This is a genomic window from Bradyrhizobium sp. McL0615 (assembly GCF_049993905.1).
Taxonomy (GTDB): domain Bacteria; phylum Pseudomonadota; class Alphaproteobacteria; order Rhizobiales; family Xanthobacteraceae; genus Bradyrhizobium.
The window spans coordinates 7,903,019-7,915,868 of sequence record NZ_CP188254.1; the positions used below are offsets into that span (position 1 = coordinate 7,903,019).

The 12,850-nt window shown below is 62.4% G+C and carries 12 protein-coding genes; 5 read left to right on the forward strand and 7 right to left on the reverse strand.

Annotated features, from left to right (window positions below):
• Nucleotides 1-9 precede the first annotated feature (9 nt).
• The 4 genes from ACPPVP_RS38070 to ACPPVP_RS38085 are packed head-to-tail and all read left to right on the forward strand — an operon-like array spanning nt 10 to nt 3,822.
• Complete coding sequence (locus ACPPVP_RS38070) at nt 10-1,242, forward strand: HlyD family secretion protein (protein ID WP_426528668.1); 1,233 nt, start codon at nt 10-12, stop codon at nt 1,240-1,242.
• Nucleotides 1,243-1,278: 36 nt separating this feature from the next.
• On the forward strand, nt 1,279-2,895 hold the full coding sequence (locus ACPPVP_RS38075) for an MDR family MFS transporter (protein ID WP_426528669.1): 1,617 nt from the start codon (nt 1,279-1,281) through the stop codon (nt 2,893-2,895).
• Nucleotides 2,896-2,928: 33 nt separating this feature from the next.
• Entirely contained in the window at nt 2,929-3,390 is a 462-nt protein-coding gene (locus tag ACPPVP_RS38080; protein ID WP_426528670.1) for a carboxymuconolactone decarboxylase family protein, read from the forward strand.
• Nucleotides 3,391-3,408: 18 nt separating this feature from the next.
• Nucleotides 3,409-3,822 carry a cupin domain-containing protein gene (locus ACPPVP_RS38085; RefSeq protein ID WP_426528671.1) on the forward strand — a complete coding sequence of 138 codons (414 nt, stop codon included), beginning with the start codon at nt 3,409-3,411 and terminating at the stop codon, nt 3,820-3,822.
• A 157-nt stretch (nt 3,823-3,979) separates the two neighbouring features.
• Here the strand turns inward: ACPPVP_RS38085 and ACPPVP_RS38090 are convergent, their stop codons facing one another.
• The 7 genes from ACPPVP_RS38090 to ACPPVP_RS38120 all read right to left on the reverse strand — a co-directional run bounded on the left by ACPPVP_RS38090 (nt 3,980) and on the right by ACPPVP_RS38120 (nt 11,223).
• Nucleotides 3,980-4,837, reverse strand: coding sequence for a D-amino-acid transaminase (locus ACPPVP_RS38090; RefSeq protein ID WP_426528672.1), 858 nt, complete (start codon nt 4,835-4,837; stop codon nt 3,980-3,982).
• Nucleotides 4,838-5,046: 209 nt separating this feature from the next.
• A complete protein-coding gene (locus ACPPVP_RS38095; protein WP_426528673.1) occupies nt 5,047-5,778 on the reverse strand; it encodes an amino acid ABC transporter ATP-binding protein in 732 nt (243 codons plus the stop codon).
• 9 nt (nt 5,779-5,787) lie between these two features.
• Nucleotides 5,788-6,480: an amino acid ABC transporter permease gene (locus tag ACPPVP_RS38100; protein ID WP_426528674.1), complete on the reverse strand. Its 693-nt coding sequence runs from the start codon at nt 6,478-6,480 to the stop codon at nt 5,788-5,790.
• Between the two features lie 10 nt (nt 6,481-6,490).
• Nucleotides 6,491-7,222: an amino acid ABC transporter permease gene (locus ACPPVP_RS38105; protein ID WP_426528675.1), complete on the reverse strand. Its 732-nt coding sequence runs from the start codon at nt 7,220-7,222 to the stop codon at nt 6,491-6,493.
• A 210-nt stretch (nt 7,223-7,432) separates the two neighbouring features.
• Nucleotides 7,433-8,344 carry an amino acid ABC transporter substrate-binding protein gene (locus ACPPVP_RS38110; RefSeq protein WP_426528676.1) on the reverse strand — a complete coding sequence of 304 codons (912 nt, stop codon included), beginning with the start codon at nt 8,342-8,344 and terminating at the stop codon, nt 7,433-7,435.
• A 241-nt stretch (nt 8,345-8,585) separates the two neighbouring features.
• Nucleotides 8,586-9,437 carry an amino acid ABC transporter substrate-binding protein gene (locus ACPPVP_RS38115; RefSeq protein ID WP_426538275.1) on the reverse strand — a complete coding sequence of 284 codons (852 nt, stop codon included), beginning with the start codon at nt 9,435-9,437 and terminating at the stop codon, nt 8,586-8,588.
• Between the two features lie 400 nt (nt 9,438-9,837).
• Nucleotides 9,838-11,223 carry a M20 family metallopeptidase gene (locus ACPPVP_RS38120; protein ID WP_426528677.1) on the reverse strand — a complete coding sequence of 462 codons (1,386 nt, stop codon included), beginning with the start codon at nt 11,221-11,223 and terminating at the stop codon, nt 9,838-9,840.
• Between the two features lie 186 nt (nt 11,224-11,409).
• On the opposite strand from ACPPVP_RS38120, the gene ACPPVP_RS38125 reads away from it, so the two are divergent.
• Nucleotides 11,410-12,798, forward strand: coding sequence for an LLM class flavin-dependent oxidoreductase (locus ACPPVP_RS38125; RefSeq protein WP_426528678.1), 1,389 nt, complete (start codon nt 11,410-11,412; stop codon nt 12,796-12,798).
• The last annotated feature ends 52 nt before the right edge of the window (nt 12,799-12,850 follow it).

The window sequence follows — 12,850 nt, forward strand, 5'->3', positions numbered from 1 at the left end:
GAGGATGCCATGTCGATCACGTCTTATGTCTCTGACAGCAAAGAAAAAATCAGCTTTCGCCCGTCCCGGAAGGCGGTCAAGCGGGCCGCCCTGGCGCTCGCGGTGGCGCTCGGCGCCACCGGAGCCGGCCATTTTGGCTACAACTACCTCACCACTGGCCGCTACCTGGAATCGACCGATGACGCCTATGTGAAGGCGGACTCGACGATCATCTCGCCAAAAATCTCCGGCTACATCGCGCAGGTGCTGGTCGGCGATAACCAGCCGGTCAAGGCCGGGCAGGTTTTGGCCGAGATCGACAACCGCGACTTCAAGGCAGCGCTGGCGCAGGCCGATGCCGATGTCGCCGCATCCGAAGCCGCGGTGCGTAACCTCGATGCGCAACTCGCCCTGCAGCAACCGATCATCGAGCAGGGCACGGCTGATGTCACCGCCTCTGAGGCCAATCTCAAATTCGCGCAGGAAGAACAGGCCCGCTACGACGGGCTGATGAAGACCGGCTCCGGCACGGTGCAGCGCGCGCAGCAGACCGACGCCGCACTGCGCGCCGGCACCGCGCAAGTTCAGCACGCAAAATCCGGGCTCTCCGCCGCCCAGCGCAAGGTCGACGTGCTCTCCACCGAGCGCGCCAAGGCGACCGCGCAGGTCGATCGCGCCCGCGCTGTGCAGAGCCAGGCCGCCCTCAATCTCTCCTACACGCAGATCAAGGCGCCGGTGGACGGCACGGTCGGCGCTCGTTCGCTCCGGGTCGGACAGTATGTGCAGGCCGGCACGCAATTGATGGCGATCGTGCCGCTGGATGCGGTTTACGTGGTCGCGAATTTCAAGGAGACGCAGCTCACGCATGTCCGCAACGGCCAGCCGGTCGAGATCGAGATCGACAGTTTCCACGGCACCAGGCTGCGCGGCCATGTCGACAGCCTGTCGCCGGCCAGCGGTCTGGAATTCGCGCTGCTGCCGCCGGACAACGCCACCGGCAATTTCACCAAGATCGTGCAACGCGTGCCGGTGAAGATCGTGCTGGACGACCAGCGCCTGAAGGGCCTGCTGCGGCCGGGCATGTCGGCGGTGCCGACCGTCGACACCAAGGCGACCGTCTTGGCCGATCGCGCGACCCAGGCCCGGCTCGCCTCGGACACCGCCTCCACCCACCCGAACGGCGGCGCATGTCGCGCCAGGATTATCAATCCTCACTGGACAATCATTTCACGTCTCACAGGATTATCGAAACCGGCCGCCTAATGCATCCTCGACTTGCCTGCACAAGAGGAGCCCCCGATGACCGCACTGCAGCCCACGCTCAATGCCGCTTTCTCCGCCGGCATCCCGCAGGCCAAGAGCGACACAGCGCCGGCGATCCCGGTCAAAACCTGGATCGCGATCATCGGCGCGACGCTCGGCGCCTTCATGGCGGTGCTCAACATCCAGATCGTCAACGCCTCGCTTGCCGATATCCAGGGCGCGATCGGTGCCGGCATCGATGACGGCGGCTGGATCTCGACTTCCTATCTGGTCGCCGAGATCGTGGTGATCCCCCTGAGCGGCTGGCTCGCCCAGGTGTTCTCGATCCGCAAATATCTCCTGACCAACGCCGTGTTGTTCCTGTTGCTTTCGGTGGCCTGTGCCTTCGCGCAGGATCTTCCGCAGATGATCGTGTTGCGCGCGGTGCAGGGATTTACCGGCGGCGTGCTGATCCCCATGGCGTTTACGCTGATCATCACGCTGCTGCCGAAGGCGAAGCAGCCGGTCGGGCTTGCGCTGTTCGCCCTCTCGGCCACCTTCGCGCCTGCGATCGGCCCGACCATCGGCGGCTATCTGACCGAGAACTGGGGCTGGGAGTACATCTTCTATGTCAACCTGGTGCCCGGCGCGGTCATGGTCGGCATGCTCTATTACGCGCTGGAAGCCAAACCGATGAACCTGTCGCTGCTGCGTGAGGGCGACTGGGCAGGCATCGTCACCATGGCAATCGGCCTGTCGGCGCTGCAGACCGTACTGGAAGAAGGCAACAAGGACGACTGGTTCGGCTCGCCGTTCATCGTCAAGCTGTCCGTGATCGCCGCGGTCGCGCTGACGGCCTTCATCGCGATCGAGCTGACGACGAAGAAGCCGCTGTTGAACCTCAGACTGCTGGCGCGCCGCAATTTTGGCTTCGGGGTGCTTGCCAATTTCCTGCTCGGCATCGCGCTCTATGGTTCGGTGTTCATCCTGCCGGTCTATCTGTCACGCATCCAGGGATACAATGCCGAGCAGATCGGCATGGTGCTGGCATGGACCGGGCTGCCGCAGCTGCTGCTGATCCCGCTGGTGCCGCGCCTGATGCAACGCTTCGACGCACGCATCATCATCGGCATCGGCTTTGCACTTTTCGCCGCCTCCAACTTCATGAACATCTACATGACCAACGATTACGCCACCGATCAGCTGTTCTGGCCGAACATCGTGCGTGCGCTCGGCCAGGCGCTGGTGCTGGCGCCGCTGTCGGCGGTCGCCACATCAGGCATCGAGGCGGAGAACGCCGGTTCGGCTTCCGGCCTGTTCAACATGACGCGCAACCTCGGCGGCGCCGTCGGCATCGCGCTGCTGCAGACCTTGCTGACCAAGCGCGAGCAGTATCATTCCAACGTGCTGATGCAGTCGGTCTCCCTGCTCGAGCAGGCCACCCGGACGCGGATCGAGATGCTGACACAATATTTCGTGAACCACGGCATCGTCGATCACGCCGAAGCCACGCACCGCGCCGTCGTAGCCATCGGCAGGATCGTGCAAAAACAGGCTTTCATCCTGGCCTTCAGCGACACCTTCTATCTGCTCGGCGCCGCATTGGTCGTCGCGCTGATCGCCGCGCTTTTGCTGAAGAAACCGAATACACTTGCCGGCGATGGCGCCCACTAGGATTATCCAGCTCAACCCCAGAGGAGAATGACCATGAAACCCCGCATGAACTACTACCAGGCTGCCCCCGAAACCATCAAAGCGCTCGTCGCCCTGGAAGAGCAGATCCAGGCCTCCGGCCTTGAGAAATCGCTGATTGAGCTGGTCAAGACGCGCGCCTCGCAGATCAATGGCTGCGCTTTCTGCATCAACATGCACACCCAAGACGCCCGCAAGCAGGGCGAGACTGAGCAGCGGCTTTATTTGCTGAACGCCTGGCACGAGTCACCGCTCTATACCGACCGCGAACGCGCCGCGTTGGCGTGGACGGAAGCGCTGACGCTGATCGCCGAAACGCATGCCCCTGACAATCTCTACGAGGACGTGCGCGCCCACTTCTCGGAAGCCGAGACCGTCAATCTGACCATGCTGATCGGAGCGATCAATGCCTGGAACAGGCTTGCCATCGCCTTCCGCGCGGTTCATCCGGTGAAGGCCAAGGCTGCGGTGGCGTAAACAACAGGGGAGGACGCTATGACGCGATCGATTCACGGCATTGCGGCAACGGCCCTGCTCGCGCTGTTCGCAGCCAGCACGCCGGCCGCGCATGCCGAAGGCGACAAGGTGACGCCCGTGCGTTCGGAAAAGCTGCCGAACGTCCCGGGCAAGAGCGTGACCACCGTATTGGTGAACTACGCGCCCGGCGGCAAGTCGGTCAGCCATCATCACGCCGGCAGCGTGATGGCCTATGTGCTGACGGGCCAGATCCGCTCGGAGAACTCGGCGACCGGACCGGCCAAGGTCTACAAGGCCGGCGAGGCGTTCTTCGAACCGCCCGGCAGCGAGCATCTCGTCAGCGAAAATGCCAGCACGACCGAGCCTGCCAGCCTGCTCGCGATCTTCGTTGCCGATGACGGCGCGCAACTGACGGTGTTCGAGAAGAAATAACGACGGCGTGGTAGTCGAGTTCACGCCGTAACTCCGCCGTCATGCCCCGCGCAGGCGGGGCATTCAGTACGCCGCGGCTTACCGATTCAGCGTTGGCGTCTCTGGAATACTGGGTCGTCCGGTCAAGCCGGACGACGACACCGCGGGTGAAGCGCGACTAAATCGCCGTCGCCTTGGCGAATTCAACATAGATCTCGCGCAACCGGTCGGTCATCGGACCGGGCTTGCCGTTGGCGACCTTCTTGCCGTCAATCGACACCACCGCCTGCACGAACACCGTGGCGCTGGTGATGAAGGCTTCCTTGGCGGCCAGCGCTTCCTCGACCGAAAACGCCCGCTCCTCGACGCGGAGCTGGCGCTCTTCCGCCAAGGCGACCACCGCCTTGCGGGTGCAGCCCGGCAGAATGGCGCTGCCGTTCTGCCGCGTCACGATGACATCGTCTTGCGTCAGGATGAAGCATGACGACGAGCCGCCCTCGGTCACCTTGCCATCCTCGATCATCCAGGCCTCGCCCGCGCCGGCCACGGCCGCAGCCTGCTTGGCCAGCACCTGCGCCAGCAGCGCGACGCTCTTGATGTCGCGCCGGGTCCAGCGCAGATCGGGCACCGTGATCACGTTGATGCCGGTCTTGGCCGAGGGCGCGTTGATGATGTCCTTGGTCGAGGTGAACATGATCAGCGTCGGCTTGACGCCTTTGGGAAACGCGAAGTCGCGTCCGGTATCGGCGCCGCGCGTCACTTCCAGATAGACCATGCCATTGACGAGATTGTTGCGCGCGACCAGCTCCTTCTGGATCTCCTGGATACGTGCGGTCGTCTCCGGCAGCGCCAGCTCGATCTCGCCGACCGAGCGCTCCAGCCGCGCCAGATGCGAGGCGTTGTCGATCAGCTTGCCGTCGAGCACGGCCGCGACCTCATAGATGCCGTCGGCAAACAGAAATCCGCGGTCGAAGATCGAGACCTTCGCCTCTGAAAGGGGCACGAACGAGCCGTTGACGTAAGCGATCTGTTCCAAAGCAGAGTCTCCTGGAAGTAGTACAAGGCGGTGTGGCGGACTTTATAGGCAATTTGACATGGGCGAGGAACCCCTTCGCGAGGATCATTCTCGGGCGACACCCTCTCCGCCGTCATTGCGAGGAGCGAAGCGACGAAGCAATCCATTCTTCCCGTACGGCACCATGGATTGCTTCGCTTCGCTCGCAATGACGGTGATAGATGGACGTATCAATGCGACAGAATCTTCGACAAAAATTGCTGCGCGCGCTCGCTGCGCGGACTGCCGAAGAAGTCTTCCTTCAGCGCGTCCTCGACGATTTCGCCTTTGTCCATGAAAATGACGCGATGGGCGACCTTGCGGGCAAAGCCCATCTCGTGGGTGACGACCATCATGGTCATGCCTTCGCGGGCGAGGTCGACCATGACGTCGAGCACCTCGCTGATCATTTCCGGATCAAGCGCTGAGGTCGGCTCGTCGAACAGCATCGCGATCGGGTCCATCGCCAGCGCGCGCGCAATCGCGACGCGCTGCTGCTGCCCGCCGGACAGTTCGGCCGGATATTTGTTCGCATGCACCGTCAACCCGACACGCTCGAGCAGCTTCTCGGCCTTGGCCATGGCCTCGCCATGCGAGCGGCCGAGCACCTTCTCCTGCGCGAGGCACAGATTCTCGATGATGCGCAAATGCGGAAACAGCTCGAAGTGCTGGAACACCATGCCGACGCGGGCGCGCAGTTTTGGCAGATCGGTCTTGGGATCGTTGACCTTGATGCCGTCGAGGATGATCTGGCCTTCCTGGAACGGCTCCAGCGCGTTGACGCATTTGATCAGCGTCGATTTGCCCGAACCTGACGGCCCGCACACCACTACGACTTCGCCCTTGGCGACGCTGGTGGTGCAATCCTTCAGCACCTGAAAGACCGGCCCGTACCATTTATTGACATGACTGATTTCGATCATGAACTCTTCCTACCGTACAATGGCAATGCGCGCCTGCAGGCGCCGGACGCCAAAGGACGCGAAACAGGAAATCACGAAGTAGACCGCGGCCGCGAACAGGTACATCTCGACCAGCCGCCCGTCGCGCTGCGCCACCTTGCTGGCGGCGCCGAGGAAGTCCGGGATCGACAGCACGTAGACCAATGAGGTGTCCTGGAACAGCACGATGGTCTGCGTCAGCAGCACCGGCAGCATGTTGCGGAACGCCTGCGGCAGCACGATATAGCGCATCGACTGACTGTAGGTCAGGCCGAGCGCGCTTGCCGCCGCCGGCTGCCCCTTCGAGATCGACTGGATCCCGGCGCGCATGATCTCGGAGAAATACGCCGCCTCGAACATGATGAAGGTGACGAGCGTGGAGGCGAACGCGCCGACGCGAATCGGCCGCGACGCGCCCGTCAGCCACTGTCCGATGTAGGGCACCAGAAAATAGAACCAGAAGATCACCAGCACCAGCGGCAGCGAGCGCATCAGGTCGACATAAAGGCCGGCGATGCGCCCCAGCAATCTGAGGCTGGACAGCCGCATCAGCGCCAGCAAGGTGCCGAACACCAGGCCACCGACTGCGGAAAGCGCTGTCAGCATCAGGGTGAAAGTCATGCCGTCGAAAAACAGGTATCCGAGCGACCGGCGGATGACGTCGAAGTCGAAGTTGCTGAACATCAGGCGCCCTTCATTTCCCGGAAATGTAGCCGGGAATGGCCACCTGGCGTTCGAGAAGACGCATGCCGATCACGACGACGATGTTGACGAGGAGATACAACACCGTCGCGGCCGTGAAGGCCTCGAACACCTGAAACGAAAACTCCTGCATGGCGCGCGCCTGGCCGGTCAGCTCGATCAGGCCGATGGTGATGGCGACCGAGGTGTTCTTGATCGTGCTGAGAAACTCTGATGTCAGCGGCGGCAGGATGACGCGGAACGCGATCGGCAGCAGCACGTAGCGATAGGCCTGCGTCGTCGTCAGTCCGAGCGCGGTCGCCGCCATTTTTTGCCCGCGCGGCAGCGAGCCGATGCCGGCGCGGAGCTGCTCGGCGACGCGCACCGACATGAACAGGCCGACGCCGATCGATGCCGTCCAGAACGGCGCGTTCGGCATCTGCTTCAGCCATAGTCCGGCGCTGCGCGGCAGCAGCTCCGGCAGCACGAAGAACCACAGGAACAGCTGCACCAGCAACGGAATGTTGCGGAAGAATTCGACATAGCAGAAGCCGATCGCGGACGCGGTCTTCGACGGCAGCGTGCGCATGACGCCGACGATCGTTCCGATTACCAGCGCGATGATCCAGGCCAGCAGCGCCGTCTTGATCGTCAGCACCAGACCCGACAGCAGCATATCCAGATAATTGCCGGTGCCGTTCGGCGACGGCTCGAAGAAGATGTGCCAGTTCCAGTTATAGTTCACGCGCCCCTACCGTCCGTCGTGCCACCACAGCACGATATGCTCATGCAACGACCGGGCCATTCTCACCAAGAAAATGGCCCGGTCAAATACTTCCGATCCCTCATCCTGAGGAGCGGCGCTGGCGCGGCGTCTCGAAGGATGAAGGCCCGGCTGTGGGCCACATGGTTCGAGACGGCGCTGGCGCGCCTCCTCACCATGGGGAGATGGATACTACTTATACGAATCCGGATCCGGCGAATCCGAAGGCTTGGCGAACTCGTTCTTCAGCTCGGCGCCGATCGGGGTATTGAGATTCAATCCCTTCGGCGGGATCTTCTGCGTGAACCACTTGTCGTAGATCTTCTGGCCTTCGCCGCTGGTATAGAGCGCGGCCGTGGCGTCATCGGCTACCTTCTTGAACGCCGGATCGTCCTTGCGCAGCATGATGCCGTAGGGCTCCGGCTTGGAGAACGCGTCGCTGGAAATCACATAAGCGTCCGGGTCCTTCGATCCCGCGACGAAGCTGGCGAGCAGGATGTCGTCCAGCACGGCCGCGACCGCACGGTCGGTTTCGACCAGCAGGAAAGACTCGGCATGCTCCTTGGCGGGAATGATGTTGATGCCGAGGTTGCGCGCCGCGTTGGTCTCGGTGAGCTGTTTGATGTTGGTGGTGCCCGAGGTGGAGGCCACCGGCTTGCCCTTGAGATCGTCGATCGAGCCGAGCTTGCTCGACTTCTTGGAAACGAACCGGGTGGCCGTCAGGAAATGCGTATTGGCGAACGCCACCTGCTTCAGCCGGTCGGCGTTGTTGGTCGTGGATCCGCATTCGAGATCGATGGTCCCGTTGGCCATCAACGGAATCCGCGCCGACGAGCTCACCGGGTTGAGCTTGACCTCGAGTTTGTCGAGCTTCAGCTCCTTCTTCACGGCATCGACGATCTTGTAGCAGATGTCCATGGCGTAGCCGACCGGCTTCTGGCTGTCGTCGAGATAGGAAAACGGGATCGACGATTCGCGGTAGCCGAGCGTGATGGCGCCGGTCTCCTTGATGTTCTTCAATGTCCCGGTCAATTCCTGCGCGCCGGCCTGTCCGGCGCAGCCGGCGATGGCCAGCGTGTACGCAATCATACGCCATTGTCTCATACGAATTTTCTCCTCACTGGATGGTTTCGGACCATTCGACGACAGCCTGCGCTGCCCTTCATGATCGAACCCGGCATAAACGTCAAATGCCCATGCAATGACCGGGCCATTGCATGGGCAGGGAAGACGTCGTTTGCTGGAGCTCCGTTCCGATGGAATCGGAACGGAGCTCCAGGTTTTTGGTTTGAAGCGTTTTCTTGACGCGAACCGGTCCCCACTTCGCTGGAAAACGCTCTGGTACTTACTTATACGAATCCGGATCCGGCGAGTCAGACGGCTTGGCGAATTCGTTCTTGAGTTCGGCGCTGATCGGGGTGTTCAGGTTCAACCCCTTGGGCGCAATCTTCTGCGTGAACCACTTGTCGTAGATCTTCTGGCCCTCGACGCCGGTGTAGAGCGCCGCGGTCGCGGCATCGACCACCTTCTTGAAGGCCGGATCGTCCTTGCGCAGCATGATGCCGTAGGGCTCAGGCTTGGAGAACGCGTCCTTGGAGATGTGGTAGTCATCAGGCGCTTTCGAGCCGGCCACAAGGCTCGCGAGCAGGATGTCGTCCATCACGAAGGCTGCCGCGCGATCGGTCTCGACCATCAGGAACGCCTCGGCGTGATCCTTTGCCGGGATGATGTTGATGTTGAGATTGCGCGCCGCATTGGCCTCGGTGAGCTGCTTGATGTTAGTGGTGCCGGCGGTGGAAACCACCGACTTACCCTTCAGATCGTCGATCGCATTGATCTTGCCGGCCTTCTTGGTGACGTAGCGGCTGGCTGTGAGGAAGTGGGTGTTGGTATAGGCAATCTGCTTCTGGCGCTCGGTATTGTTGGTGGTCGAGCCGCATTCGAGATCGATCGTGCCGTTGGCGAGCAGCGGAATGCGGGTCGACGACGTCACCGGATTGAGCTTGATCTCGAGCTTGTCGAGCTTGAGCTCCTTCTTCACGGCATCGACGATCTTGTAACAGATGTCCATGGCGTAGCCGATCGGCTTCTGGCTGTCGTCAAGATAGGAGAACGGAATCGACGAGTCGCGGAAGCCGAGTGTGATGGCGCCGGTGTCCTTGATGTTCTTCAGCGTCCCGGTGAGTTCCTGCGCCATTGCCGGGGTGGTGCACAACGCACCCGCGAGCAGACAACCGATAATCTGACGGTGTTTCACGTAATTTCTCCTTCTAAAGGTTTCAGATGATTGCTCATCCGCCCTAATTCAGCGACTTGCCGGGCCGTTTGGCCGGCGCTCTCGAAGCCGTCCTTGCCAGACCGCTCCCGGCGTGCCCGGCACTATGCCTGCACAATTCGGACCAAAACAGATTTAGTGCCCGTTGACCATCATGCATTCGACCCCTGAATGCGACTAAAGATAAAGGCAACGCCCATTTGTCGCCGCCAATCGGCTGACGGCGGACATGATCGACCGCAAGCCGGAGGCCAACAAGGCGAGTGCGTTTGCGCGGCGGCGCGCGGCACGAACGGACGGCCGCGGACTGCATTCAGCGTGGCTAGAACGCCCGCTTCATCTCGCCGAGATCCCAGAACACTCCCGCCATGATCGCGAGCGCCTCTTCCGTCACCGGCAGGAGAATGTGCTCGTCCGGCGCGTGCTGCGAGCAGCCGGGATAGGAATGCGGTACCCAGATCGTCGGCAGGCCCAGCCCTTCGGCGAACACGTCGTTGGGCAGCGAGCCGCCGAAATTCGGCAGGATCGCCGGCGCCTTGCCGGTGGTCTTCCGGATCGAATCCGCCGTCCAGTTCACCCAGGGACTGTCGACATCGGTGCGCGAAGCCGCAAAACGCTGCGTGCCGCTGACTTCCACCATGGGAAAGCCGCTGCCATGCAAATACGCCCGCACGGCATCGATGACCTCTTCATATCTGGTGCCGACAACGAAGCGGAGCTGCAGCACGGCATTGGCGCGTCCGGGAATGGCGTTGGCCGGCTTCTCGACATTGCCTGATGACATCGCCAGCACTTCCAGCGTGTTCCAGGCAAATAGCCGCTCTGCCGGGGTTAGTCCCTCCTCGCCCCAGTCTTCCGCCAGCGCCGGCTCGGACGCGGTCGGCTCGATCTTCACGTCCGCAAGCGCTGCGCGGACGGCGTTCGAAATCCGCGGCGGCTTGAGCGCGTCGAGCTTCATTCGCCCCTTGCCATCGACGAGGCTGGCAATGGCGTTGCAAAGGATCGTTGCGGGGTTGGCGAGCACGCCACCCCAATTGCCCGAATGGTTTCCGCCCTCACGCAAATTGACATCGAGATGAATGCGATTGCCGCCACGGCAACCAAGGAAGATGGTCGGCCGGTCGGCCGAAAGCCGTGGGCCGTCGGACGCCAGGAACAGATCCGCCTTCAGCTCCTCGCGATGCGCTTCGCACACCTGCCGCAGGTCTGGCGAACCGATCTCCTCGCCGGTCTCGATGATGAATTTGGCGTTGAAGCCGAGCTTGCCGCCGCGGGTCTCGCGCACCGCGCGCAAGGCCGCGAGATTGATGCTGTGCTGGCCCTTGTTATCGGCGGTGCCGCGACCATAGACGCGCTCGCCTTTGGTCGTGGTTTTCCAGGGATCGAGATTGTCGCGCCATTCGCCTTCCATGCCGTCGACGACATCGCCATGGCCATAGGTGAGCACGGTCGGCAGCGAGGCATCCTCGCGATAATCCGCCAGCAAATACGGCCCCCTGCCGCTCGGCGACTCGATCAGGCGGGTGGAGAAGTCGAGCGCGGCGAAGGCGGGCTGCAGGTCTTCGACGAGATAGGCGCGCAACGCATCGCCGCTGCCGGGGTTCTGGCTTTCGGTCCGGTAGCCGACCCTGCGGCCGAGTTCGGCGAGAAACGCGCCGGAATTCAGATGCTCACGTACCCGCGCAATCGCGTCGGCTCGATCAGCCATATCTTCTTTTCCTTGTTCGCCAATTTGTCGGGCGCAACCTATCGGGATAAGCCGCCCGCTGGAAGTGGCATGGCATACCGAATAAACCTTGCTAAAAGCAGCGGGGATGCAACAAATTCAGGCAACAGCCCGGGGTTTAACCGGGCGAAGGCGCGAGGGCTCCCCGCGCACATTCGAGTTCGTTCCATGACAAAGCAAATCCGGCTCAACGCCTTCGCCATGAACTGCGTGGCGCATCAATCGCCGGGGCTCTGGACCCATCCGCGCGACCGCACGCTCGGTTACAACCGCCTGCCCTATTGGCTCGATCTGGCGAAGACACTGGAGCGCGGCCGGTTCGACGGGCTGTTTCTCGCCGATGTGCTCGGCGTCTACGACGTGTTCGGCGGCAGCCCCGACGCCGCCTTGCGCAATGCCGCGCAGACGCCGGCGAATGAACCACTGATGCTGATCCCGGCGATGGCGGCGGTGACGCAACATCTCGGTTTTGGCGTCACCAGCAATCTCTCGTTCGAACCGCCCTATCCGTTCGCGCGGCGGATGTCGACGCTGGATCATCTGACCGAAGGCCGGATCGGCTGGAACGTGGTGACCGGCTATCTCGACAGCGCGGCGCGCGGTGCCGGTAAGGAAAAACAGACCGCGCATGACGACCGCTACGAGATCGCGGATGAATATATGGAGCTGGTCTACAAGCTCTGGGAAGGAAGCTGGGAGGACGACGCCGTGCTGCGCGACCGCGCGCGTGGGGTTTTTGCCGATCCGTCGAAAGTGCATCGCATTGAACACGAGGGAAACAACTACCGGCTCAATGCAATCCATCTCAGCGAGCCGTCGCCGCAGCGGACGCCGGTGCTGTATCAGGCCGGCACCTCGCCGCGCGGACGGCAATTCGCCGCGGAGCATGCCGAATGCGTGTTCATGTCGGGCCCGTCGGCCAAGATCATCGGTCCGCGCGTGGCCGCTATCCGCGCGGCTGCAAAGGAAATCGGGCGCAATCCGGCCGAGATCCTGATGTTCTCGATGATGACGATCATTCTCGGCCGCACCGAAGCGGAGGCAAAAGCGAAATACGCCGACTATCGCCGCCACATCGCGCCCGAGGGCGCGCTGGCGCTGATGTCGGGCTGGATGGGTATCGATTTCTCGGGTTACGACCTCGACCAGGAGGTGCGCCACGTCCAGAACGACGCCGGCCGCACCGCGCTTGATAACGTCACGCGTGCCGATCCTGACAGGGTCTGGACCGTGCGCGAGGTCGTCGAGCATGTCGGCATCGGCGGCGCCGGGCCGGTCGTGGTCGGCACGCCCGAAAAGGTCGCCGATGATATCGAGGCTTGGTTCGAGCAGACCGATGTCGACGGGCTCAACGTCGCGTTTGCGACGTCGCCCGGCGATTTCGAGGATATTGCGGATATGCTGGTGCCGGAGCTGACGAAGCGTGGGCGATACAAGAGTGAGTATGCGAAGGGGACGTTGCGGGAAAAGCTGTTCGGCGCCGGACGCGCGCGGCTGAACGAGACGCATCCGGCGGCAAGTTATCGCGTGAAAGCACGCGCCGCGGCTGCAGAATGATCGTAGGGTGGGCAAAGGAGCGAAGCGACGTGCCCACCATCCATCACCGAGC

Coding starts and splice junctions, on each gene's coding strand:
- ACPPVP_RS38125 (WP_426528678.1), top strand. CDS start 11,410: ATGACAAAGCAAATCCGGCTCAACGCCTTCGCCATGAACTGCGTGGCG.
- ACPPVP_RS38120 (WP_426528677.1), bottom strand. CDS start 11,223: ATGGCTGATCGAGCCGACGCGATTGCGCGGGTACGTGAGCATCTGAAT.
- ACPPVP_RS38070 (WP_426528668.1), top strand. CDS start 10: ATGTCGATCACGTCTTATGTCTCTGACAGCAAAGAAAAAATCAGCTTT.
- ACPPVP_RS38095 (WP_426528673.1), bottom strand. CDS start 5,778: ATGATCGAAATCAGTCATGTCAATAAATGGTACGGGCCGGTCTTTCAG.
- ACPPVP_RS38100 (WP_426528674.1), bottom strand. CDS start 6,480: ATGTTCAGCAACTTCGACTTCGACGTCATCCGCCGGTCGCTCGGATAC.
- ACPPVP_RS38110 (WP_426528676.1), bottom strand. CDS start 8,344: ATGAGACAATGGCGTATGATTGCGTACACGCTGGCCATCGCCGGCTGC.
- ACPPVP_RS38075 (WP_426528669.1), top strand. CDS start 1,279: ATGACCGCACTGCAGCCCACGCTCAATGCCGCTTTCTCCGCCGGCATC.
- ACPPVP_RS38080 (WP_426528670.1), top strand. CDS start 2,929: ATGAAACCCCGCATGAACTACTACCAGGCTGCCCCCGAAACCATCAAA.
- ACPPVP_RS38085 (WP_426528671.1), top strand. CDS start 3,409: ATGACGCGATCGATTCACGGCATTGCGGCAACGGCCCTGCTCGCGCTG.
- ACPPVP_RS38115 (WP_426538275.1), bottom strand. CDS start 9,437: ATGGCGCAGGAACTCACCGGGACGCTGAAGAACATCAAGGACACCGGC.